General features: G+C 70.3%; 16 protein-coding genes. 8 read left to right on the top strand and 8 right to left on the bottom strand.

Translation table 11 applies throughout. The annotated features are described in order from the left end of the window. Positions 1 to 219 precede the first annotated feature (219 nt). Positions 220 to 1,251: a LacI family DNA-binding transcriptional regulator gene (locus Pma05_RS04265; protein WP_203855945.1), complete on the bottom strand. Its 1,032-nt coding sequence runs from the start codon at positions 1,249 to 1,251 to the stop codon at positions 220 to 222. A gap of 591 nt (positions 1,252 to 1,842) precedes the next feature. On the opposite strand from Pma05_RS04265, the gene Pma05_RS04270 reads away from it, so the two are divergent. Continuing rightward, on the top strand, positions 1,843 to 3,156 hold the full coding sequence (locus Pma05_RS04270) for a M20/M25/M40 family metallo-hydrolase (protein WP_203855946.1): 1,314 nt from the start codon (positions 1,843 to 1,845) through the stop codon (positions 3,154 to 3,156). A gap of 140 nt (positions 3,157 to 3,296) precedes the next feature. Here the strand turns inward: Pma05_RS04270 and Pma05_RS04275 are convergent, their stop codons facing one another. After that, the gene (locus Pma05_RS04275) at positions 3,297 to 4,292 is read right to left on the bottom strand and encodes an alpha/beta hydrolase (protein WP_203855947.1); all 996 of its coding nucleotides are present in this window, start codon (positions 4,290 to 4,292) and stop codon (positions 3,297 to 3,299) included. 86 nt (positions 4,293 to 4,378) lie between these two features. After that, positions 4,379 to 4,684 (bottom strand): putative quinol monooxygenase, encoded by a 306-nt coding sequence (locus Pma05_RS04280; RefSeq protein ID WP_203855948.1) that lies wholly within the window; start codon positions 4,682 to 4,684, stop codon positions 4,379 to 4,381. Between the two features lie 160 nt (positions 4,685 to 4,844). Here Pma05_RS04280 and Pma05_RS04285 point away from each other — a divergent pair, with 160 nt between their 5' ends. The 6 genes from Pma05_RS04285 (at position 4,845) to Pma05_RS04310 (ending at position 15,312) form a co-directional block, all read left to right on the top strand. Beyond that, entirely contained in the window at positions 4,845 to 5,753 is a 909-nt protein-coding gene (locus tag Pma05_RS04285; protein ID WP_203855949.1) for an AraC family transcriptional regulator, read from the top strand. A 355-nt stretch (positions 5,754 to 6,108) separates the two neighbouring features. Then, a complete protein-coding gene (locus Pma05_RS04290; protein ID WP_203855950.1) occupies positions 6,109 to 8,343 on the top strand; it encodes a penicillin acylase family protein in 2,235 nt (744 codons plus the stop codon). A 320-nt stretch (positions 8,344 to 8,663) separates the two neighbouring features. Continuing rightward, positions 8,664 to 9,713 carry a Clp protease N-terminal domain-containing protein gene (locus Pma05_RS04295; RefSeq protein ID WP_203855951.1) on the top strand — a complete coding sequence of 350 codons (1,050 nt, stop codon included), beginning with the start codon at positions 8,664 to 8,666 and terminating at the stop codon, positions 9,711 to 9,713. 437 nt (positions 9,714 to 10,150) lie between these two features. Continuing rightward, positions 10,151 to 11,722, top strand: coding sequence for a pectate lyase family protein (locus Pma05_RS04300; protein WP_203855952.1), 1,572 nt, complete (start codon positions 10,151 to 10,153; stop codon positions 11,720 to 11,722). Positions 11,723 to 12,748: 1,026 nt separating this feature from the next. Continuing rightward, positions 12,749 to 14,482: a hypothetical protein gene (locus Pma05_RS04305; protein ID WP_203855953.1), complete on the top strand. Its 1,734-nt coding sequence runs from the start codon at positions 12,749 to 12,751 to the stop codon at positions 14,480 to 14,482. Then, on the top strand, positions 14,479 to 15,312 hold the full coding sequence (locus tag Pma05_RS04310; protein WP_203855954.1) for a nucleotidyltransferase domain-containing protein: 834 nt from the start codon (positions 14,479 to 14,481) through the stop codon (positions 15,310 to 15,312). Before Pma05_RS04305 ends, Pma05_RS04310 begins: the two co-directional genes overlap by 4 nt. Positions 15,313 to 15,405: 93 nt before the next feature. Here Pma05_RS04310 and Pma05_RS04315 read toward each other — a convergent pair whose 3' ends face one another. From Pma05_RS04315 to Pma05_RS04330, 4 genes are read right to left on the bottom strand one after another with little or no spacing between them, the layout of a single operon-like run. Continuing rightward, entirely contained in the window at positions 15,406 to 15,960 is a 555-nt protein-coding gene (locus Pma05_RS04315) for a GTP-binding protein (RefSeq protein ID WP_203855955.1), read from the bottom strand. 16 nt (positions 15,961 to 15,976) lie between these two features. Next, positions 15,977 to 16,342, bottom strand: coding sequence for a DUF742 domain-containing protein (locus tag Pma05_RS04320; RefSeq protein WP_203855956.1), 366 nt, complete (start codon positions 16,340 to 16,342; stop codon positions 15,977 to 15,979). Further along, on the bottom strand, positions 16,332 to 16,772 hold the full coding sequence (locus Pma05_RS04325; protein ID WP_307836836.1) for a roadblock/LC7 domain-containing protein: 441 nt from the start codon (positions 16,770 to 16,772) through the stop codon (positions 16,332 to 16,334). The genes Pma05_RS04320 and Pma05_RS04325 overlap by 11 nt, the downstream gene beginning before the upstream one ends. After that, positions 16,769 to 19,006 carry a sensor histidine kinase gene (locus Pma05_RS04330; RefSeq protein WP_239311654.1) on the bottom strand — a complete coding sequence of 746 codons (2,238 nt, stop codon included), beginning with the start codon at positions 19,004 to 19,006 and terminating at the stop codon, positions 16,769 to 16,771. Before Pma05_RS04330 ends, Pma05_RS04325 begins: the two co-directional genes overlap by 4 nt. Positions 19,007 to 19,997: 991 nt before the next feature. On the opposite strand from Pma05_RS04330, the gene Pma05_RS04335 reads away from it, so the two are divergent. Then, positions 19,998 to 22,448: a M14 family metallopeptidase gene (locus tag Pma05_RS04335; protein WP_203855958.1), complete on the top strand. Its 2,451-nt coding sequence runs from the start codon at positions 19,998 to 20,000 to the stop codon at positions 22,446 to 22,448. Positions 22,449 to 22,578: 130 nt separating this feature from the next. Here the strand turns inward: Pma05_RS04335 and Pma05_RS04340 are convergent, their stop codons facing one another. Beyond that, the gene (locus Pma05_RS04340; RefSeq protein WP_203855959.1) at positions 22,579 to 23,535 is read right to left on the bottom strand and encodes a helix-turn-helix transcriptional regulator; all 957 of its coding nucleotides are present in this window, start codon (positions 23,533 to 23,535) and stop codon (positions 22,579 to 22,581) included. Positions 23,536 to 23,604 lie beyond the last annotated feature (69 nt).

Consider the following 23,604-nt stretch of genomic DNA (forward strand, 5'->3'; position numbering starts at 1 on the left):
ACGGCCGGGCCAGCCAGGCCCTGAGCCTTGAATTCGACCTACGACCCACGAGCTACGAGCTATTTCCGAGCACGTCCCGGGCGCGGCGGGCCGGTGAACGGTTGAGTCGGGTCCGACCGGCCGGGCCGGGTCGAGGTGGCTGGCGGGTTGCCCTGTCCACCTGTGGACGGGCGTCGGCTCCCGCCCGGCGGGGCCGGCCAGCGCCGACGCCCGCCGGGCTCAGTGCACGGGGGCGGTCGAGTCGCGCATGACGACACGACCGGGGAACTGCTCCGACGTGGGCGGGGCGTCGCCGTCGATGGCCGCGAAGAGGTGTCGGCCGGCGGCGGCACCGAGCCGTTCGAGGTTCATGTCGATGCTGGTCAGCCGTGGCCGGGAGTGCGCGGCCACCGCCTCCCAGTTGTCGAAGCCGATCACGGAGATGCCACCCGGGACGTCGCGCCCGAGGTCGCGCAGGGTCTCCAGGACCCCCCGGGCGATCTGGTCGCTCCCACAGAAGACCGCGTCGACCCCCGGGTGCTGCTCGAGGACGATCCGCGCCGCGGCCCGCCCCCAGGTCTCGTCCCACGAACCGTAGTACGGCTTGCCGCCCAGCATGCTCAGGCCCGCGTCCGCGAGCGCGGCTTCCGCCCCGTCGGCACGGTCCCGGGCCGCCTGGAAACCGACCTCGCCGGTGATGTGCGCGATGTTGCGCCGGCCGCACGACAGCAGGTGTTCGACCGCGAGCCGCCCGCCGCCCACGTTGTCGACCGTGATCGAGATGTCGTCCGGGTTCGCGGAGGGGGCGTAGGCGTATACCACCGGCACGGGAATGCTGCCGGCCAGTGGTGGCCGGGCGTCGGTGCGGGAGCCCACCACGATCAGACCGTCGACGCGCCGGGACAGCAGCGCTCGGACGTGGTATCTCTCCCGGATCGCGTCGCCGCGCGCGTCGCAGAGGAAGACGGAGACCTGCCCCGCCCCGAAGGCGTCCTCCGCACCCATCAGGATGGGGATCGAGAAGCGCCCCTCCAGGTCGCTGGTCAGCAGGCCGACCGTGCCGGTACGCCCCCTGAGCAGTCCCCGGGCGAGCGCGTTCGGCGCGAAGGACAGCAGTTCGGCGGCCTCCAGTACCCGCTTCCGGGTCGCCGCCCTGACCTCGTCCCGGCCGTTGATGGCCTTGGAGGCGGTGGCCACCGAGACCCCGGCGAGCTTCGCCACGTCGGTCAGCGTGGGAACCCGGTTGGCGGAACCCTCCGGCCCAGTGCTCATCTGGCGCTCCCCCCTCGGCGACCGGCACCTGCGAATTCGCTGCGACAGGCCGCCACCGGAAGCGTCCGGCGAGCACCCCTTACCGCAGTACGGCGCTGAAAGCCTTTTCGGCTGGTTTTCAGTACCATCGTGATCCCGAAGGATCCCCTCTTGCCCCTTCCCCGCACCGAAGAGTACACGGGAGGGCCGCGCCGCCACGCGGCGCGGCAGGGGACCGCAGCGCCGCCACGAAACCGGGCTCGAAAAGATCAACAAACCGGCCGGCTGGGCGGAGATTCGACACACCCCTGCCGCACCGCTCCGATGCGATCCGGCGACGGCACCGTCGGCGCCCGAACACACCGGTTGCGCGGGTAAGGACCGGAGGAGATCACCGACGGCCCTCCCCCGGTTGCCGGTACCTCGGCGTCGGCTCGCTGCTGCCCGACCGACGCACCCGCCCGACGGCGCCTCCTCGCCGGGTCAGGGGCACGGTAGGGGTAACCGTCGGTCGAAAGGAGGGGGCAGCGTCAGTGCGTTCGCGGGGTCGCGCGGCACAGACTCGATCGACCGATCTGATCGAGTGGCAGTCGCGCTCTTGTGGGAGGGACCATGTCGAACTCGGAGAAGCCCGTCGTCAGTCGACGCGCGGTGCTCGGTGGCGCCGCCGCCGTCGCCGTACTGGGGGCCGGGCTGGCGCCGGCGCGGGCGGCCCACGCCGACGGTGCAACACCCCGCCTCGACCGGTCGGCGCCCCGGCCGCTGGACTGGGAGTCGGTGGACGCCGTGGCATCCCGGCTGGACCGAGACCTTGTCGCGCTGCGCCGCGACATCCACCGGCACCCCGAAACGGCGGGTACGGAACGGCGGACCGCCGCAGTGGTGGCGCGGCGACTTCGCGCGGCCGGGCTCGATGTCCGCACGGGTGTCGGCGGGCACGGGGTGGTGGGAGTCCTCACCGGCGCCCGCCCCGGCCGGACGGTCGCCTACCGGGCGGACATGGACGCGGTACCGCCGGACGAACAGTTCGGCGGCGGCAGCCAGCCGGCCCACCTCTGTGGACACGACGTGCACACCACCGTGGGTGTGGGCGTCGCGGAGGTCCTGGCCCGGCTGCGCAACCGGCTCACCGGCTCGGTGGTGTTCGTCTTCCAGCCCGCCGAGGAGGCGCTCGCCGGTGCCGCCGCGATGCTCGACGCCGACGTCTTCGCCCAGGCCCAGCCGGTGGAGATCCATGCCCTGCACTGCGGCCCCTTCCCGGTCGGCCAGTTCGTGGTCACGCCCGGCTCCGGGCTCCCCGGTCAGGACCGTGGCGTCGTGACGCTGACCGGTCCGGATGCGATGGCCCGGGCACACCGGCTCGCCGCCGAGATCAACGCCCTCGGCACGGTCTCTCCGCCGTCCACGCCCGCGGACCTCGAACGGCTCGTGGCGGACATCCAGACCCCGGACGGGCCGTTGGCCGAGTTCGTCTTCATGGGGGCGCAGGCACCCGACCCCGAGGGCCCGGCCGAGGTCCGGATCTCCTACCGCTGCTGGCCGGAGCATCGGTACACCGAGGTCCGCGAGGATGTCCGCCGACTCGCGGGAACCTACGGAGGGGCGTCGGTGAGCTTCCCGAACGACCCGTTCCCGGCCATGCACTGTCCGGAGCGGGAGGGCCGGGCATTGCAGCGCTACCTGCACCGGACGGTCGGCCGGGCCCGGGTCGGCACGCTGCACGCCCCGGTTCCGTTCAACGGTGAGGACTTCGCGTTGTTCCTCGACCGGCTTCCCGGCACCTACACCTTCCTCGGCGTCCGGGCGCCCGGGACCGGCATCGAGACCAGCGCTCCGCACTTCGGCACCTTCGACCCCGACGAGCGGGCCATCGGGTACGGCGTCCGCGCGATGGCCGGCTGGCTGGCCGAGCGCACCCGCGGCTAGGCACGTCACCGCCCGGCCCGCCGACAATCGACCAGGGGGTCCCCGTAGCGGCGGGGACCCCCTGGTCTCGACCGTCGACCCGCGCAGGCTCGCCGGTGACCGGATCGAGCTGCGTGGCCGGAAGCTGGCCCGCAGCTCCGTCAGGAACGCCGATGCTGGGTCGGCACGGGTGCGGCGGAGGCGTAGCCGAGGACCCGGGCGAGCCAGTCGCTCCGGGTACGGCGCGCGGCGGCCGACAGCCGCGCCTTCGGGTACAGGGTGTCGAATCCGTGGAAGCCACCGGCCCAGACGTGCAGTTCCGCCTGGCCGCCGGCCGCCCAGATCCGGCTGGCGTACTCGACGTCCTCGTCGCGGAAGACCTCGGCAGTGCCGGCGTCGAGGTAGGTGGTCGGCAGGCCCGAGAGGTCGTCGGCCACCGCCGGTGAGACGTAACCGGGCACGTCGTCGTCGGCGAGATCGCGGAGAACCGACCGCCATCCGAACTGGTTCATCTCCCGGGTCCACGGCCCGGGCACGCCGGCGTACTGCCGGCTGGAGGTGCTGTCGTTGCGGTGGTCGAGCATGGGGCAGATCAGTACCTGGGCGGCGATCGCCGGAGTACCCCGATCGCGGGCCATCAGGGTGACCCCGGCGGCGAGGCCACCTCCGGCGCTGATGCCCGCGACGACGATCCGGGCAGGGTCGATGCCCAGCTCGTCGGCGTGCTCGGCGACCCAGAGCAGTCCGTGGTAGCAGTCGTCGACCAGGGTCGTACCGGTGGCCTCCGGCGCCAGCCGGTGGTCCACGGAGACCACCACGGCGCCGAACAGGTCGAGCCAGTCGAGCGGAATGTCGAGCTGCGAGAACCGGTCGCCCATGACCATGCCGCCGCCGTGGATCCAGTAGACGCAGGGTGCCGCCACGGCACGATCGGTGCCGGCGGGACTGAAGACGGACAGCGGGATCTCCGCCCCGTCCGGGCTCGGTACGGTGACCTCGCGCCGGTCGACCGTGTGCCCTTCGAGGAGGGTCTCGACCGGCGGCGTCGGGAACTGGCGCAGTTGCGCGAGCACCTCGGGGCTCAGCGCGGACACGAGCGGAAGATCGGCGAGCAACGCGCGCAGCTCAGGGTCGGTGTCCGGTCGGGTACGTGTCATGGTGGGTTCCTTCGGTGGGGGTTCGGCGGGTACAGCCAAGGGTCAGCACGACCAGGGGAAGGGGAGGACCGACAGCTCGGCGGGGCTCAGATGGCCGCCTTGCCGCCGACCGGCACCTCGTCGGTGTACTCGGACTCGGCGGCGAGCAGCGGCTGAAGCTTCGCGACCAGCGCCTGCGCCTCCGCGGTCGCGAAGAACTCGCCGTGGGCCGCTTCGCTGGTCCAGCCTTCGGTGACCGAGACGACGTCCCGGTTGCCGGCCGAGCGGCTGACCAGGAAGACGACGCAGTCGTCGTGGGACAGGGACGGCGCGCCGAGCAGAAGCTCCACGAGTTCGTCGCCCTTTCCGGGCCGGGCGGTCATGGTGGCGTGGAAACCGTGCGTGACGGGCATGGTCGGGCCAATCTCTTCGTTAGTTGAGCAGTCGTACGCTCCTGGGATATCGACCAACCCATCAAAGCATCATGAGCAGCAGGAATGTTAGAACGATGCTCGTGGGCTCTTGCCTGATCCTCCCGATGTGGCGAGTATCGGGTCGTGGTTGAATCAGCTCGTGAGCCTTGACGAGCTGTCCGCGTTGATCGCCCGGCACGCCCGACCCGATCAACGCACCCCGATCGACGGTGTCCTGGTCTCGAAGGTCGAGCGGCCCCATCCGCCGTCGCCGTCGATGTCCGGCACGGTGCTGGCGCTCATCGTCCAGGGCGCGAAACGGATCGCGCTGGGCGAGCGCGTCTACGAGTACCGCGCCGGCCAGTACCTCGTCGCCTCGGTCGACCTGCCGATCACCGGTCACTTCACCGAGGCCAGCCCCGAACGGCCCGCACTGGGCTTCGGCCTGACCCTGCACCCGGCCAGCATCGCCGAGCTGCTGTTGCAGGCGGCCCCTGGAGACCTGCCACCACCCGGCGGTGGGACGCCGTCCGGCATGGCCGTCAGCTCCGCACCCGACGAGCTGCTCGACGCGGCGGTCCGGCTGCTGCGCCTGCTCGACCGGCCGCGCGACCTGACGGTGCTCGCCCCGCTGGTCAAACGGGAGATCCTCTGGCGGGTCGTCGCCGGCGAGCAGGGCGCCGTGGTCCGCCAGCTCGGCCTCGCCGACAGCAGCCTCAGCCACATCGCCCGGGCGGTCCGGTGGATCCGCGACCACTACACGCAGTCGTTCCGGGTCGACGACGTGGCGCAGTTGGCGGGCATGAGCGCGTCCGCCTTCTACCGCAATTTCCAGGCCGTCACCGCGATGAGCCCGATCCAGTTCCAGAAACAGATCCGACTCCAGCAGGCCCGACTCCTCCTCGCCACCCACCCCAACGACGTCACCGGGGTGGGCCAGCGGGTCGGTTACGACAGCCCGTCGCAGTTCAGTCGCGAGTACCGTCGCCAGTTCGGCACGCCCCCCAGCCAGGACGCGGCCCGGCTGCGCGGCAGCACGTCCGACACCGCACCTGCCGCCCTGGTGTGACCGGCCCGCCCTGGCCGCCGAGTCGGCGCCTCCGGAACCGGCGGCGATGCGGGGCGCGGCCGAGGCGGTGGGCAGCACGAAGCCATTCGCCACGCACGCACACGAAGCCATTCGTCTCGCACGCATAGGTCGCGATCGAAATCATCGCGGTCGAGGCGGTTCCGGATCGAGCTGGTTTGCCCTATCGTGATGATCACGTAGTCCCGCTGTCCGCCCCGGCTGGACCGGCCGGACAGCCCTGGCGCGAACCACGACCACCGTCGACGCCACAGCCGGGAGCAACGCGTTCGCCGGCCCGCGGATTCCGCTCACCGAACCGGGCGATCCCCGGACCCCGAGAAGGGTGGACCACCTCATGAACCAAGGGCTGAGCAGGCGCCGCGTCCTCGGCGAAGCGGTCGGACTGGCTGCCGGAGCCGCGGCCGTCGCGACCGGACTGCCCTCCGGTGGGGTGTCCGCCGCTCCCCCACGGACCGGCTCCGAACTCGCCCGCTGGCGCAGGCAGGCGACGCAGGTGACGATCACCCGCGACGACTGGGGCATTCCGCACGTACGGGGCAAGACCGATGCCGACGCCGTGTTCGGAATGATGTACGCCCAGGCCGAGGACGACTTCAACCGGATCGAACGGAACTATCTGGTCAGTCTCGGCCGTCTCGCCGAGGCCGAGGGCGAGACCGCGATCTGGCAGGACCTCCGTCAGCGGCTCTTCGTCGATCCCGAGGTGTTGAGGAGGGACTACCCGAAAACCCCGTCCTGGCTACGCAAGCTGATGCGGGCCTGGGCGGACGGGCTCAACTACTACCTTGCGACGCACCCGGAGGTACGTCCGCGGGTGCTCCAGCGGTTCGAGCCGTGGATGGCGCTGAGCTTCTCCGAAGGCAGCATCGGCGGGGACATCGAGCGGGTGCCGCTCACCCAGCTCGAAGCCTTCTACGGCGGGCGCGCGGTGCCGATGACCGACGAGGAACTCGGGCTGCTGTTCCGGGAGCCACGGGGCTCGAACGGCATGGCGATCGCGCCGAGCCACACCCGGGACGGCCACGCACTGCTGCTGATCAACCCGCACACCAGCTTCTTCTTCCGCTCCGAGCAGCACGTGACGAGCGACGAGGGGCTGGACGCGTACGGCGCGGCCACCTGGGGGCAGTTCTTCATCTACCAGGGCTTCAACGCGAACACGGGTTGGATGCACACCTCGAGCGGGGTCGACAACGTCGACGAGTTCGCGGAGACGATCGTGACCGGGCCGGACGGCAGCCGCTGCTACCGGTACGGCAACGCGCTGCGGCGGGTGGAGACGAAGACGATCACGCTCTCGTACCGTACGGCGGACGGCGGGCGGGCGCAGCGTACCTTCCCCACCTTCGCCACCCACCACGGACCGATCGTCCGTGAGGTCGACGGCAAATGGATCGCCTTCGCGCTGATGAACCGGCCCGTCGAGGCGCTACAGCAGAGTTTCCTGCGCACCAAGACGCGGGATTACCGGGACTTCATCCGGGTGGCGGATCTCAAGGCCAACAGCTCGAACAACACGCTGTTCGCGGACTCGAAGGGCGAGATCGCCTTCCTGATGCCGCAGTTCATGCCGGTCCGCAATGATCGCTTCGACTATCGCAGGCCCGTCGACGGCAGCGACCCGGCGACCGACTGGCGCGGGCTGCACACTCTCGGCAGCCTGCCACAGGCGGTGAATCCGAGGAATGGCTGGGCGTTCAACACGAACAACTGGCCCTGGACCGCGGCGGGCGCGGACAGCCCTGATGCGGCCGACTATCCGCGCTACTTCGACCAGGCCGGCGAGAACCCGCGCGGGCCGCAGGCGATCCGGGTACTCACCGCGCGGAGCAGGTTCACCCCGCAGACCCTGATCCAGGCCGCCTTCGACCGCTACCTGACCGCCTTCGCCCGGCTGGTGCCGGGGCTCGTGGCGGCCTGGGAGAAGCTGCCCGAGGGCGACCAGCGGAAGGCGAGGCTCGCCGGCCCGGTCGACCTGCTGCGTGGCTGGGACTGGCAGTGGAGCGCCGGATCGACCGCGACGTCGCTGGCCGTGTTCTGGGGCGAGGCGCTCTGGGCACCCCTGGCGCAGGCGGCGCGAGACGCGGGCATGTCGATGTGGGACTACCTGGCCGAGCGCGCCACCGACGCGCAACGGATCGAGGCGCTCGACGCCGCGGCGGAACGGCTGACCCAGGACTTCGGTAGCTGGCAGGTGCCGTGGGGCGAGATCAACCGCTTTCAGCGTAACGACGGCGCGATCGTCCAGACGTTCGACGACGCCAAGCCGAGCATCCCGGTACCCTTCACCTCCGCGCAGTGGGGTTCGCTCGCCTCGTTCGGTGCGCGGCGCTGGCCGGGGACGAAGCGCTACTACGGCACCAGCGGCAACAGCTTCGTGGCGGTCGTGGAGTTCGGGCCGAGGCTGCGCGCCTGGGCGGTGACGGCCGGCGGCGCCAGCGGGCACCCTGACTCGCCGCACTTCGACGACCAGGCCGAACGCTACGCGAGCGGCGACCTCCGGCCCGTCTATTTCTATCCGGAGGACCTCGATGGCCATGTCGAGCGGAGCTACCGGCCGGGCACCTGATCGGTCGGGTCCGACGTGCGCGACGATCGGCTTGCCGCCCCGCCGGTCACGGTAGTGGTCGTGACCGGGCCCGAACTCGTCCTGAGAGCAGCGACTTGCGTGGTGCGGAGACAATTGGGGGTGTGGTCGCACAAGCCGGTCTGACCCTGGTGGGCACCCTCGGTAGGGCATACCGGTGGGCGGCGCGCAGCCGTCTTCCCGTTGTCCACACCGACCTGGTGCTGCGGAGTGCGACCCGGTACCGGGTGGGCATTCCCAGGGCGACGGCGCAGTGGCCCGTGCCGGGCAGCCGCGACTGGCGTCGGCTGGGCCGGACCGGGTTGGCGGATCCGCACCCACCGTCGAGGATCGTTGCCCTTCCGCCGCTCGACGACGAGATCATGATGGCCGCTGACGCGGCGCTTCGCCTCGCCGCATACCGCGGCGCGTACCGGGTTTGGCGTGGCCGTCGCCGACACCCCGGAGCGTTGCCGACCTTCTCACCCTCGGTACGTCAGGCAGTCTACGAGGCACTCCACGAGGCCAGCCGCGACGGGCTGCGGTGGGTCGGTTCCGAGCACCTGCTGGTCGCGGTGCTGTCTCTGCCTGACAGCGCTGCCGCCAGATTTCTCACCAACTGGTCACAGGTCGATCTCGACTGGTTGGTCGGGCGGCTGCGCGACGAGCCGGCCTATCAGGGTGACTCGGCGCCGCCTCTCCCGTCGGCGCTGGCGTGGCTGAAGTTCCTGCGTGTCCTGCCAGCCACCGCGCCGGTACCCCTGCGCTGGCCGTGGCGGACGGCGGTCTGGGTTCTGACCCGCTTCGTTCGTCGCGGGTACCGCCGACACGGTGCTCGGTACGGGCACCCGATGCTGGCAGGCTGCGTGTCGGCGGCCGAGCAGAAGGCGGTAGAACTCGGCCGTCCCTACGTCACCGGAGCCGAGGTTCTGCTCGCCGTCCTAGACCTGCACGAGCAGCTCACGGCTGCCGGCAGCATCCTGCCCGCCGAGTTCGCCCGGTTCAGCGAAGCGGGTGAGATTCTGCGTACAGGTGGCGTGACCCTACGGGCCGCGACCAAGGCGGCCACGCGTCTGACGACGTTGCCGACCGATGCCGAAGCCGATCTGGGGCAGATACCCACCAGGGGATGGCGAACGGTACGGCGCAGAGTGGCTGCTCCGCCGTACGGTCGCACCTCCCTCGCGGCGCTACGCTCGGCCAGCGTCGCGGCCCGCGACGCCGGTCACTCGCACGCCGGCACGACCCACCTCCTCGCGGCCGTCCTGGTCGAGGCCGACGGTCCGGCCGCACGACTGCTGCACAGTCTCGGCGCCGACCCCGCAGCCATCCGGGCCCAAGCCGTCGCCCGCCTCGCCACGTCTTCGGCCTGACCCGTCGGCCGGCCCGCCCGCCATCGAGCACAGGCCGGCGGGACAGGAAGGCGTATTGGGCGTCGCCCAGCAGTGGTTCGTCCTTCCGGTTCGTACCGTCCCTCGCCCTGTGGGTTCCACCCGCGCTAAGAGGACGCCGAACCTGATCATCCATCGCATTCCGGGCACGATCTTGCCTTATTGATAGATGCTTCCCTATCCTCGCAGTGGAAAGCGCTTTCCACCGACGTCGGTGGCCTCGGGGACCGGTGCTGACCGCCGCGACGGTCCGGGCCGAGGCGGAACGCAACCCGATCCAGGCACGGAAGAGAACGGGAGAGCACGCCCATCACGGTCTTGACGGCGACGGGCGACAGCTCGGCAGCCTCGGCGGGCCGCCGAGATGACCACGGAATGTATCGACAACATCCAGCAGTCGGAGACGAAGTGAGGCGAAGATGAGACGACGATCAGTCCGGTTGCGACTCCACGCGGCGCTGGCCACGGCGGCCGTCGCGGTCGCGGTCGGTGTCGCGCTGCCGATGACGCAGGCAACGGCGGCGGTCGGCAACGCCACCGGCTACGCGACCCAGAACGGCGGGACGACCGGCGGGGCCGGCGGGCAGACGGTGCGGGCCAGCACGGGGACCGCGATCCACACGGCCCTGTGCGGCCGGGCCAGCAGCAGTACCCCGATCGTCATCGAGGTCTCGGGGACGATCAACCACGGCAACACCAGCAAGGTGTCGGGCGACAGTTGCAACACCGCCGCCGACAAGATCGAACTCAAGGAAATCAGCAACGTCACGATCATCGGGGTCGGCGGCGGAGCCGTCTTCGACCAACTCGGCATCCACATTCGTGACGCCAGCAACATCATCATCCAGAACGTGACCGTCCGGAACGTCAAGAAGTCGGGCTCACCCACGTCCAACGGTGGTGACGCTATCGGCATGGAGAGCACCGTCCGCAACGTCTGGGTCGATCACGTCACCCTGGAGGCGTCGGGTGGGGAGTCGGAGGGCTTCGACGGCCTTTTCGACATGAAGGACAATACGCAGTACGTCACCCTCTCCTACAGCATTCTGCGCAACTCCGGCCGTGGTGGCCTCGTCGGGTCCAGCGAGAGCGACCGCTCGAACGGCTTCATCACGTACCACCACAACCTGTACGAGAACATCGACTCCCGTACGCCCCTGCTCCGTGGCGGCATAGCCCACATCTACAACAACCACTACGTGAGCCTCCACGAGTCCGGTATCAACTCCCGGGCCGGGGCTCGGGCCAAGGTGGACAACAACTACTTCCGGAACTCCAAGGACGTACTCGGCACCTTCTACACCAGCGAGGCCGGCTACTGGCAGGTCAGCGGCAACATCTTCGACAACGTGACCTGGTCCAGCCCGGGCAGTGACACCAACCCCGCCGGCCCCAACCCGCAGTCGAACACCACCGTCAGCATCCCGTACTCCTACAGCCTCGACGGAGCCAGCTGCGTACCCGATGTCGTCCGCCAGACGGCGGGCGCCAACACGGGCCTGCGGGTCTCGGACGGAAGCTGCTCGCCGCAGGGTCCGACACCGACACCGACGAGGCCGACCCCGACGCCGACGCGACCCACGCCGACGCCGACCACCCCCACGCCGACGCCGACGCAGCCCAGCGGGACCAACCTCAGCATCGGGGCCGGCTCCGACGGCTCCAGCAAGGCCGACGGGACGGGCTACGGCAACGTGCGGGACGGTGACATGGGCACCTACTGGTCGCCGGCCGGCTCGACCGGGTCCATCTCGATCAAGTGGGGTTCGGCCACCACGGTGTCCAGGATCAACATCCGTGAGGCGTCGGGCTCCGCCGGCACCATCGGGTCTTGGCGGGTACTCAACCACGACACCGGCGCCGTCCTGACCTCCGGCAGCGGAGCGGGCGTCATCACCTTCGCCGCGACCTCGCTACGCAAGATCACCTTTGAGATCACCGGCTCGACCGGCACACCGAGAGTCGCCGAGTTCGAGACCTACGCCGGGTAGCAGGGGCTCCCGGTGTCCTCCGGGTCCGGCGTCCCCGGACCCGGAGGACAAGATTCCGTTGGACGCCGTTGTCGCCGCCGATGGTGGACGCCCGGGCCTGACCTGGACAACAGATGCGCTACAGCTCCCGGTAGCACATCTGTTGTCCAGGTCAGCGCCACCATTCCGGGGTCCGGATGGCAACCCGCCCGAGCCGTTGCCTTCCGGTGACGGCGTGCAGCCGCCCACCAATTACCCGGGACGGGGCGGGATCGACGACCAGTGGTATTTATGTGCTTCAATGGAATTCATCCTGGCGAAATCGCGCTCGACGAATCCGGTGGCGTCACCGTACGAGTTGCTGGATTATCTCTCGGGACAGTTGTCTCACTCGACGCAATGACGGCGATGTCCCCGTCCTGCGACTCTCGGGTTTCACCTCTGAAACGGTCTCCGGCGCGGTTGCGAGAACCGTCGCGCGATACACTCTCTCGCACCCCGGGGTCAAGCGGATGCGATTAGGCTCTCGCCCTTCTGACGGGTCTCCCCGCCCAGGGCCCCCGGATGCCCACCCTCGCGGGACGGGGACGTTGTCGGCACCAGGTCGACCGCCCGCGCCGGCAGCGCGACGTCCCCGCACCGCGACCGGGTCGCCACCCCGGGCGGGGACCAGCACGTCGTCCGCCGCACCCGGCAGGATCGGAGGGCCGACGCACCGATCAGGACGGAGCCACGGCGCGCGGCCGACGGCGTCGACCCTGCCCAGCACCCTCCTCGGCGCCAGCATCTCCGGGGGATCTTGCTCGCTCAGGGTGATCGACTCGACCGGGGCAGTCATTACCACCGGCGAGCGAAAGTGGCATGTCCGCACTTCACAGAAAGGCCAACAGTCACGCTCAGAATAATCCGAGTTTGTCAATGTTACGCTGTGCAATATTCGCCGTGGCTTGTACTGCTGTTCTGTCGACGGAAGCTGCCTGCTCACCCGCTTGAAAGCGTCTTCTGTCGCATTGACACCCCGGGGTTTATTGGGTCACTCTATGCCGCATGAACTCGGACGATCGGCCGGACCGGACGGTGACCGTCCCGTGGTCCGAGGGCTCCCGCGTGCGGGATCTGCGGTTCGGCGAGTTCCTGTCTGGATTGTGGGCCGGCGCGTGCGATGCGCTCGCGGTGCCCGCCGGAGAGGCCACCCGTACCACCCAGGAGTTGCAAGCGACGCTTCCCGCCTGGGCCGGCGAACGGATCGGGGACGCACCGTGCGAGCCGTCCTTCGTCGCCGCTGACGGGTTCCCGGCCGAGATGTCCCTCAACTGGTCGGGAGGGCGGCCCGAGCTTCGGATGCTGGTCGACTGCCTCTCCGACGCGGACGCCCTGCGGTCCACCCTGACCGCGAGTTCGCGTCGCTTCCGCGAGGTGAACGAGATCTTCGCCGCCGCCCCCCTGTGGTATTCGCTGGCGTGGCGTCCACCGGACCGGGTGGCCTACAAGGCGTACTTCGGGTTGTACACCTGGCCGGCCGAGCGGCGCTTCGCGGTACTGGGCCAGGCCATGCGGCGGCTGGGCATGGCGGAGGCGTGGGACGACGCCCGTCGACGGGTGGACGAGGACGGCCGGAGCGACCGGCGTGAGGTCGAGTTCCTCGGGCTCGACCTCACCGACACGGCCGAGTCCCGAGCCAAGATCTACTACCGGAACCACGGGGTCGACATCCACGAACTGAACCGGATGGCGTCGGTGGCACTGGACCACAACGCCGAAGGGGCGCTGGCCGCGTACCGGACGTTGGTGGGCGGGCACGCCGACGCTGGGCGGGAGGCGCTGACCTGCCTCGCGTTCCGTTCCGGGCTGGGCCGGGCCGCCGAGTCCACGACCTACCTGCGGATGTCGAGTCTGGCCTCCGGCGACCAGGAGGCGGTGGACCGCGCCGCAGACCTGCTGCGTCGGCAGGGCGTGGACCCCCGGCCGTTGTACGCCGTCACCGCCGCGCTGGGCCCGGCCAGCCGGGCGGAGGGTCAGGGCCTCCTGGAGCTGATCAGCTACCGGGCCGCACGACGTCAGGGCGACCTCACCACCTACTTCCGCTTCCCCGTCTATCCACAGCCCGCGCCCCTGCCGGTCGCACCCGTCGACCTCGCCGAGAGGAACCCCACCGTGAGCCACCCCGACCTCCAGCGCGTCGCCGACCACAACGCCGCACGGCAAGCGGAGTACGAAGCGTCCCAGCTCATCCGACTGTTGGCGGACGAGGCGACGCCGGAGACCACCAAGAAGGCCGTACTGACCTACCTACAGCCGTGGTCGAACGCCTTCCAGCGCATGATCAGCGCCCGCGTCACGTACGAGTCCGACCTGGCTCTCCGGACGATCGCCCTGGAACACCAGAAGGAGGAGATCGGCCACGACGAGATCCTGGCCCGGACCCGGGCCGAGGACCAACGCGTGGTCTGGGATCCGGTCATCGAAGCGGGCGCGTCCTGGTTCGTCGACCAGTTCGCGACGCTCCCGGGGGTACAGCGGGCGATCCTCGCACACCTGGCCCTGGAGGCCGGCAGCCTCTCCCTGAGCAAGGCCGGCGTCCGCGCCTTCCCCAACGACCCGTACTTCTCGCTGCACGACGAGGCCGACGTCGAGCACCTCGAGATGGGCTACCAGATCCTCCGGCAGCGCACCGACTGGACCGCGGACGAGATCGTGACCGTACTCGATCGGGCCTGGCAGGTCATCACCGTGGTCTCCGACCGCATCGCCGAGTGCGCCCTCCGCGACACCGCCGCGTGAGCGCTGTCCCCGGGTCCGACCCGGCGGCCTCGGCCCGGGCGGCCGTGCTGGAGGCCGCCCACGCCTACCAGGAGGTCTTCGCCGACCGCTTCGTCGCCGCCTACGCGCTGGGCAGTCTCGCGCACGGCGGCTACGCCCCGGCGGTCAGCGACATCGACCTGGCCGTCGTCCTCACCGACACCCAGGGCGGGGACGCCGACACCATCGCGGAGACGGGCCAGGCCCTGCGTGAGCGTGCCGAACTGCACCGCAAGCTCTCGGTGTTCTGGGGCTCGCTGGCCGCGCTGCGCCAGGGCCGCAACGACGGGCGGTTCCCCGCCATCGACCGTCTCGACCTGGCCGACCACGGGCTGCTCCTGCTCGGCTCCGACGTGGCCCGCCAGGTCGCCGTTCCCACCGCCGGCGAGCTGCTCGTCAACAGCGCGCAGTTCGCCGTCGACGTCCTGGCCACCGACGAGGTGATCGCCGAGATCCACCGGCCCCGCCGGCTGCTGGCCGACCCCGTGTGGTTCACGAAGGCCGTACTCTTCCCGGTCCGGTTCTTCTACAGCAGCGCCATGACCATGGGGCGCGCCGCCACCAACGACGAGGCCATCATCTGGTATCTGGCCCAACCCGGGGCCGTCGCGGCACCGCTGGTCCGGCTGGCCGCCAGGGTCAGGGCAGGAGAGCCGTTGGACCCGGCAGCGGCCGCGCCCCTCCTGGCGGCGGGCCTCAGCCAGCTCTACCAGCGCTATGCCGAAGACCAGGCACGGCGTCTGCGCCAGGCGGGCGCACCCGCCGGCCTGGTGGCCGCGCTCACCCGCTGGCGCGGACAACTCGGCGACTGAGTCCGATCCCTGGGGCGCCGTCGAAGAGCCGTCGCGGACAGCGAGGGAACCGTCCGCGCCGCGCCGACCGGATCACGGTGGCGGCCGGCGCGGTCACTTGGCGACCGGCATCCGGGCAAGCGCGTGCCGGACCAGTCCGATCAGTGCCTGCTTGCTGGACTCCCGGTCCCGGGCATCGCACCAGAGGAGCGGAACCGTGTCGTCGAGCTTCAGCGCGGCCCGGATCTCCGCCTCGGTGTACAGACACTCGCCGAAGAACCGGTTCACGGCGGCAACGAACGGGATCCCGCGCCGTTCGAAGTAGTCGACGGCGGGGAAACTCGAATCCAGCCGCCGGGTGTCGATCAGCACGACCGCGCCGACCGCGCCCTGCGCGAGTTCGTCCCAGATGAACCAGAACCGGTCCTGCCCGGGTGTGCCGAACAGATAGAGCACCACGTCGTTGGAGATGGTGATCCGTCCGAAGTCGAGCGCGACCGTCGTACGCGTCTTGCCCTCCACCCCCGTGACGTCATCCACGCCGACGCTGGCCTGGGTCAACACCTCCTCGGTGGTCAGCGGCGGAATCTCGCTGACCGCACCGACCAGGGTGGTCTTGCCCGTACCGAAGCCGCCCGCCACGACGACCTTGACCGACTTGCGATCCACGTTCCAGTCCCTTTGCCTAGAGTCTTTCGAGACCAGCGAGAACCGTCTCCAGAAGCCGCCTGTCCGCGATCTTCTGCTGTGCCGGGACGCCGACGCGTAGGTAGCCCTGCTCGAGCAGTACGTCCACCATGACCTTCGTGATGGTGAGCGGCCGGTGCAGGTAGGCGCCGATCTCGGCAATCGATACCCAGCGGGCGCAGCGGTCGAGAATCTCCCGGTACTCCAGCTCCAGTCGACTCGGGTCGACCGGGAGGGCGATGACCTGGGTGGCCAGGTCGAGGTTCGTGTTGCGCGGACTCGTCCGCCCGTTGACGAGGATGTAGAGCGGTACTAGCCGCCCGGCCTGCGCCTCGTCGTCGCCGTCCCACACGTCATACGCCATAACCCCTGCCCTGCTGGCCGTTGACGGCCGTCGCGGTCCGGCGTACCTCGGCGCCGAGGTGCTCGCCGATCCGGGTCACCAGCCGGCTCATCTCGTACGCGACCGTTCCCATGTCGACGGTCTGCTCACAGAGTACGGCCAGCCGGGCGTTCTGACCGGCGGCGGCGACGAACAGGGTCCGGCCGTCGTACTCGATGATGACCTGCAGTACCTGCCCGCTGTCGAACCGTCGGCCCATCCCGGCGGCGACGCTGTGCAGCGAGGAGGCGCCGGCGGCCAGGAGTTCCGCCGCGTCCTGGGTCAGTGAGGTGGATTTCTGGACGATCAGCCCGTCCGTCGACAGGACGACGGCGTAGACAACGTCGGGAACTTCTACTAGCTCGTCCAGCATCCAGGTGAGGTCATTCCCGGGGGTCGAGTTGGTGGTCACGCTTTGCCGCCTTGGTTGTTGTCGCTGGTTGGCGCTTCGTCGGTGCCGTCCGTCTTACCGGCGGCCCACGCCCGCTGGTATTTGGTGAACCGGTCCCGGGCCTCCTCCGGAGACCTCGCCGACCCGGCGGCCGGCGAGGCGCCGCCCGGGGCCGTGGCGTCCTCCCGTAGTTCGGGCGCGATGTGCTGTTGCGGCTGCCGGCTCGGCAGGGGCGGACGGGCGATCTTCCGGGGCGCACCCGGGTCGGCCGCGCGGGGAGCGGATGTCTTCGGTGTGCCGGCACTGCCGTTGGCCTGACGCTCACTCGTCATGTCGCCCGCCCGGTCGGTTCGTCGGTTTTCGGCCGTTCGAGGGTCGCGGCGTGCCTGGGTCGACCCGTTCGTGACCGTGCCGACTCCGCCGCCCGGGCCAGCGGCTGGCGGGCGTGGAACTCGGTGACCGGTTCCGGCCCGGGCCGCGACCGCCCCGGCCATCGCCGGCAGGAGGAGGTCGGGATCGGTCCGGTCCGCGGAGCCAGCCGTCTCGGGGGTGATCAGCCGGTCGGGCAGCAGCACGATGGCGAGCAGTCCGCCGTAGGCGGAGGTACGGAGGCTCACCTGGATGCCGTCGCGCTTGGCAAGCTCGGCGACGACGTGCAGACCGACCTGCGCACCGTCCTTCAGCGCCGCCACGTCCGGGGTGGGCGCCTTCGCCAGCAGTTCGTTCGCGTTCTCCAGCGCCTCGGCGTTCATCCCCACGCCGCCGTCCTCGATCTCGACCGCGACGCCGTGCTTGACCTCGTTACAGGTCACCCAGACGGTCGTCTTCGGCGGGGAGAAGGCGAGCGCGTTGTCCAGCAACTCCGCCAGCAGGTGGATGGTGCCGGCGACGGCGCGGCCGGTCAGCGCCACGTCGGGCGCACCACGCAGGGTGATCCGTTGGTACTGCTGGGCCTCCGCGAAGGCGGCCAGCAGCACCCGGCGTACCGGAACGGGGTTCTGGAAGCGGCGACCGATCTGGCCACCGGCGAGGATGACCAGGTTTTCCAGGAAGCGCCGGGTCTGGGTGAGCTGGTGGTTGATGTCGAAGAGTTCGGTCAGCAGCTTCTCGTCGCCGACCCGGTCCTGCAACTCCTCGATCACCTTCAGGCCGCGCTGCAACGGACGTTGCGGACGCCGGGCCACGCCCATCAGCATCGCGATACCGGCGGCCCGGGTCTTCGCCTCGTCGACCGCAGCCGCCGCGGCCACCTTCAGGGACCTGTTGATGACCGATGCGACCTGACCGATCTCGTCGCTGCCGTAGTCGTGGCTGGGCAACTCGACCGCGAGGTCGACCTTTTCCCGACGCCGCAGCCGCGCCATCATGAGCGGGATGCGCTCGTCCACGATCGCGGCGGCCTCCTGGCCCAGCTTGGCCAGCCGGACCGAGAGGGCCTGGTCCACCAGGATGTGTGACTGGCGGATCGCCCACAGGATCGCGGCGATCGCGATCGACAACGCGAGAAGACTGCCGAGCGACGCGGTCAACAGCTGGTTGTTACCGGTACGGAGAGCCTCGGCCGAGACCCCGTCGGCCTGTAGCACCGCCAGGCTGATCAGCTCGTCGGAGACCTGCCGGGTGAGCGTCTCCCAGCGGGTCCGGTTGACCGGGAGCCCACGGGGTATGCCGTCGTCCCAGGCGCCGGCCGCGATCAGTGCGTTCTCCGCGGCGACGAGTTCCTTCCAGGGATCGCTGGCGGTGACGCTCTCGTAACGCGCCCGCGCGCCCGGTTCGAGGTGCGGTGCGATGTTGGTGAGCGCGGCACGGTAGGCGCCGACCAGGGCCACGAACTCCAGGTGACCCTGCTGGCTGAGGGTGCGGGAGCTGAACGCACCGTCGATCGTGGAGCCGGCCCGGGACATCTGGTCGCTGACCCGGAACGCCTCTGTCGCCGTTACGCCACCGAGGCTCGCCGCGACGTCGGGCACCACCCGGGCCTGGGTGTCGAAGAGCGTGGTCGCGGACTCCAGCAGGCCGTTGTAGAAGTCGTAGACCCGGGGGCCGCTGGCCGTCCTGGAGTCGATCGTCGCACGGATGTTGGGTAGCTGGTCGAGCTGGTCCGTCAACGCCTGCCAGCGGGTGGTGATGGACTGCGGGGCGCTGGCCAGCGCCTCGTTCGCGGCGCTGCGCAGCGCGATCAGTCGCTGGTCGGTCTGCCCCCGCTGGTCGGCCAGCGGTTGCAGGTCCCTCGACGGCTGGGCCAGATAGGCCACGCTCAGCCGGCGCTCCTGCTGGAGAGAGGCCAGCGCGGGAACCGCCGGGATCGATACGTTACGGACGCTGTTGGCAACCTCACGGTTGTAGAATCCTTGGAAGACAAGGTATCCGGAGGCTACCAACCAGATGACGACGGCAACGACACTGGGGATGAGCACCAGCCTGATGACGCGTCGCCTGATCGACTGCTGCCGACCACGCCGACGACTCGCTGTCGACTGACGCTGCACTTCCGGCTCAGGTTGCCGGCTCGTGTCGTCAGCTTGCTTGTCCGCCAACTTCGATCCAATCGTGGGCAGCCCGGAGGAACCAGCGGCTGGGCACGGCCGGCCGGCGCCGATGTGTGCGCAACCCTACCAATCTGTCCGGTCTCGCACTAGGCCGTCCGGGCAGATACCGAAAGAGCCGATCGTCCGCGCCCAGCACGCCGACAGCACCCGCGCCGGTCCGGCGAGGGCCGGCCAAAGACATCCACAATGGATGCGGTCAGCCAGCGGAACAACTCCCGCTCGACGCAGGGGCGGTGTGGCGTTTCGGAGCGGCACCGCAACGTCTCGGCCGTCAGGTTCTCGACCGAGCTGCCGCAGCCGGCGACGGGATCCGGAGGCCGGGCTTGTCTGGGATCCGGGGGCCGCCGTCGCCGGGTAAGGAGGTTACACGCCGACTCCCGGAGGACCCAGGCCCCCACCCGCACCGATTTCCACCCGCCCCGTCGGCCGAACGGGGTGGGCGAGGGCGCGGTCGGGCGCCGAGGCGGAACACGGACAGGGACGTTGCCACCGCCGGGTGACGGAACGTAATCGTTCCTCTGTAGCTGGTGATTGACAGATCGATCACGGCGGCTCCAAGATTTATCCAGCCTGGTCAGGGGCAATGAACGCCGCTGGTCCGGGCGGAGATTTGCATCCTGCGTGTCATCCAACGGTCCGTCGCGTCCCCGACGGCCGATCCCGCGAGGGAGAACTGCGCAGAAAGGAATGCAACGCCATGTCAGATCTTCCCGGCCCCGGATGGCGACGCCGCGTCTTCCTCGCGGCATCGGTTGCCCTCACCGGCGTGCTACTGGTCACCCCGGCCTCGGCGGTCGCGCCGAGCCCCGGCTCGTCGGCTTCCGGTTCCGGCGGAGATCTCGATCTCGGACGGCTCGCGGGCGAGGAGACGAGCGTCGTAGAGGTCCTGCTCGCCGACAGTGACGAACTGGACCGGCTGGTCGCCACCGGCGTCGACCTCGACCACGAGGTGAGTCGTACCGCGAGCGGAATCGTGGTGCACGCCGTCGTCACCCCGAACGAGGTCGCCACGTTGCGGGCGCACGGCTACCGGATGGGCAACGTACTCTTCACGCCCGACGACTCGGCACAGCGGATCGCGGAGCGCGAGGCGACCATCGCGGCCCACGTCGCGGAGAACGAGGCGCTCGACCAGAGCCAGAACCTCCGGGGCACCCAGGCGCCCTCCGACGTCACGATCATCCGGGCCGACTACTACACCTCCGGCACCGACCAGGTCCTGTCGGTCGAGGCGAAGTGGGCACAGGGGCAGACCGCCACCGACGCCCTCACCGTCACCCGGGACAGCGGCCCGGGTACGCCGATGGGCTCCGGCGGTACCCAGACCATCTCGCGGTTCGTGGACGCCGGGGTGTACCTCTACCACCGTGGCGCCTCGACGGTGTCGGCCCGCCCGAACTACATCCAGATCACCAGCCCGACCGGGGATGTCGCCAAGGTCAAGGTGAACCAGTGGCTGCCCGTCCCGAAGGAGAACCCGGAAGGGCCCGGCTATCAGAAGGACTTCGTCGCCAGCTACCTGACCCCGACCGAGCTGTACGACCGGATCCACCAGCTCGCCGAGCAGTACCCGAAGCTGGCCGAGATCGTGGAGTTGCCGTACAAGACGAACGGCTACCGGCGTAAGGCGCAGGCGGTACTCGGTGCCGCGAACGCGAGCCGGGTCGCGGTCGACTCCCGGGCCTGGGGGCACGAGGGCGGCAACGACGTCTCCGCCGAGTTCGCCGACCCCGGCGCCGCCGACCAGGCGCTGTCGGTGACGGTGAGCGGCAGCGCGATCCGGGTCGGCCTGGCCACCGACGCCGCCGGCACGGTGAGCAGTACCGCTGCCGAGGTCGTCGCGGCGCTGAACGCCACCGCCGGGTCGCTCGTCGACGCGTACACCTATCGGGGCAGCGTCGGCGACGGCGTGGTCGCACCGGCCGCGCCGACGCCGCTGACCGACGGCCTGAGCGCCCCGGCCGGCGTCTCGCGTGATCCGCACCCGGTGTACGCGATCCGGATCGGCAAGAACCGCGACACCTCGAAGCTGGGCGTCCTCGCGTACGCCCAGGAGCACGCCCGCGAGTGGGTACCGCCGCTGGTCACGATCGAGACCGCCGAGCGGCTGCTGCGCAACTACGGCCACGACCGCAAGACCAGGGACCTGCTGGACAACCTCGACATCTGGATCGCCCCGTCGATCAACCCCGACGGTGGCCACTACTCCTTCTACGACTTCAACTCGCAGCGCAAGAACATGACGAACCACTGCCCGCAGACCGGGTCGGCGGATGCTCTCGGCCGCAACTCCTGGGGCGTGGACAACAACCGCAACTACACGGAATACAGCCTCTTCGACGGCTACTCGGGCGCGTCGCCGAGCTGCACCAGCGGCACCTACGCGGGGCCGAGCGAGCTGTCCGAGCCGGAGAACCGGAACCTGGACTGGCTCGCCTCCCGGCCGAACGTCAAGTTCTCGATGAACCTGCACTCCTCCGGCAACTACTTCATGTGGTCGCCGGGCGCGTACGCGACGCCGGGCCGGATCTCGGCGCCCCGGCCGACCCTCGGCGAGGAGTCGTTCTTCTGGGGTGCCTCGTCGCGGATCCTGACCTCGATCAAGCGGCACCGGAACATGGCGGTCACGCCGGCACGTACCGGCCCGATCTCCGACGTGCTCTACTCGGCGGCCGGGAACTCCGGTGACATGCTCTGGTACAAGTACGGCATCTACGCCTGGAACTTCGAGGTCGGCACCTCGTTCCAGCCGGAGTGGGCCGAGGCGCACGACGAGACGATGGAGTTCGCCAACGGCCTCGTCGAGCTGATGCGGGTGGCACGTGACTTCGACACCGACCACAGGCGGCCGGAGAGCGACCTGTCGGTGAGCGACAGTGCCACGCCCGGGATGGTGGACGTCAGGTTCGAGGTGAGCGAGCCGGCGGCGGTCTTCTACACGCTGGACGGCCGCAAGCCGACGTACGCGTCCACGCTCTACGGCTCGGCCGGCATCCGCGAGGGCGGGGAGACCCTGACCGTGCCCTACGGGACCAGGATCCACTGGTTCTCGGTGGACGCCGCCGGCAACGTCGAGGACAACTACCGTCCCGACGGCCGGGGCAAGAACTACCGCAAGGGCGTGGCCGTCCCACCCAGGCGGCGATGACCGCTCCGACCTGAGCGTCCCGGCGGGCCGCGGTACCTTCGGGTGCCGCGGCCCGCGCCGCGTAACGCCGTCGTCGACGCCGTCGCCGAGGTACTCCGTCGCCCGGCTCGGGTGTCGACGACGGCAGGGCTCAGGTGTCGACGGCTGCGGCCAGCCGCGTCGCGAGGGCCTCGACCGCGGCCCGGAGTTCCCGCCCGCCCTCGACCCGGAAGGCGAACGGCACGCTCGGCAGCCACTCCTGGGCGTACATCGACGGATTGCCGGTGCTGCCGACGAGCACGCAGCCGTCTCCCGACGGTTCGAGCCGGCCCATGAGGGGACGGATCCAGGGGGCCACCTCGGCCACCGGAGCGTCGAAGACGACGCGGGTGGGGAACTCCCACCCACTTCCGAGGTTCTCCTCCAGCGCCGCCACCGGGTCGAGGCCGTCGGGCGGCTCGAAGGTGTCGGCGGTCTGCCGGACCGCGCGGACCCGGTCGAGCCGATAGGTGCGGACCGCGTCCGCGCGGTGCGAGTGGCACAGCAGGTACCAGCGCCCGTGCCGGACCACGACCGCCCAGGGATCCACCTCGGCGTCCCACTCGCGGCCGGACTCGGTCCGATAGGTGACCAGCACCCGGCGGCGGGCCGCGACGGCGGTGACGAGTGCGCTGGTGGTGGCGGGATCTGGCCGGGCCGAATACCGGTCGGGTGCGGCCGAGGCGTGCCGGCGCAGCGCCGCCGCCTGCCGGCCGACGCTCTCGGGAAGTACCTGGATGACCTTGCCCAGGGCAGCACCGACGAGGTCGTCGGCGTCGGCGGCTGCCGGCTGACCGTCGAGCACCGCCATGACCAGCCCGAGCGCCTCCGCCTCGGTGAAGACGACCGGCGGCAGCCTCGTCCCGCGCCGAAGCCGGTAGCCGCCGTGCGGGCCCCGGGTCGACTCGACGGGGATGCCGGCCTCACGGAGGATCCCGACGTACCGCCGCGCGGCCCGCTCCGTCACGCCCAGTCGCCCGGCGAGTTCGCCGGCCGTCGTGCCGGGACGGGCCTGGAGGATCTCGAGCGTACGTAGGGCTCGTGCGGTGGGGCTCAGCTCGGTCGCCACCCGAGCAGATTAGGTGATCACTAGCTGAACCGGCAGTAGATCGTCCGGAACTGGGCCTAACGTCATGCC

The sequence above is a fragment of the Plantactinospora mayteni genome (assembly GCF_016862935.1).
Taxonomy (GTDB): Bacteria; Actinomycetota; Actinomycetes; order Mycobacteriales; family Micromonosporaceae; genus Plantactinospora; species Plantactinospora mayteni.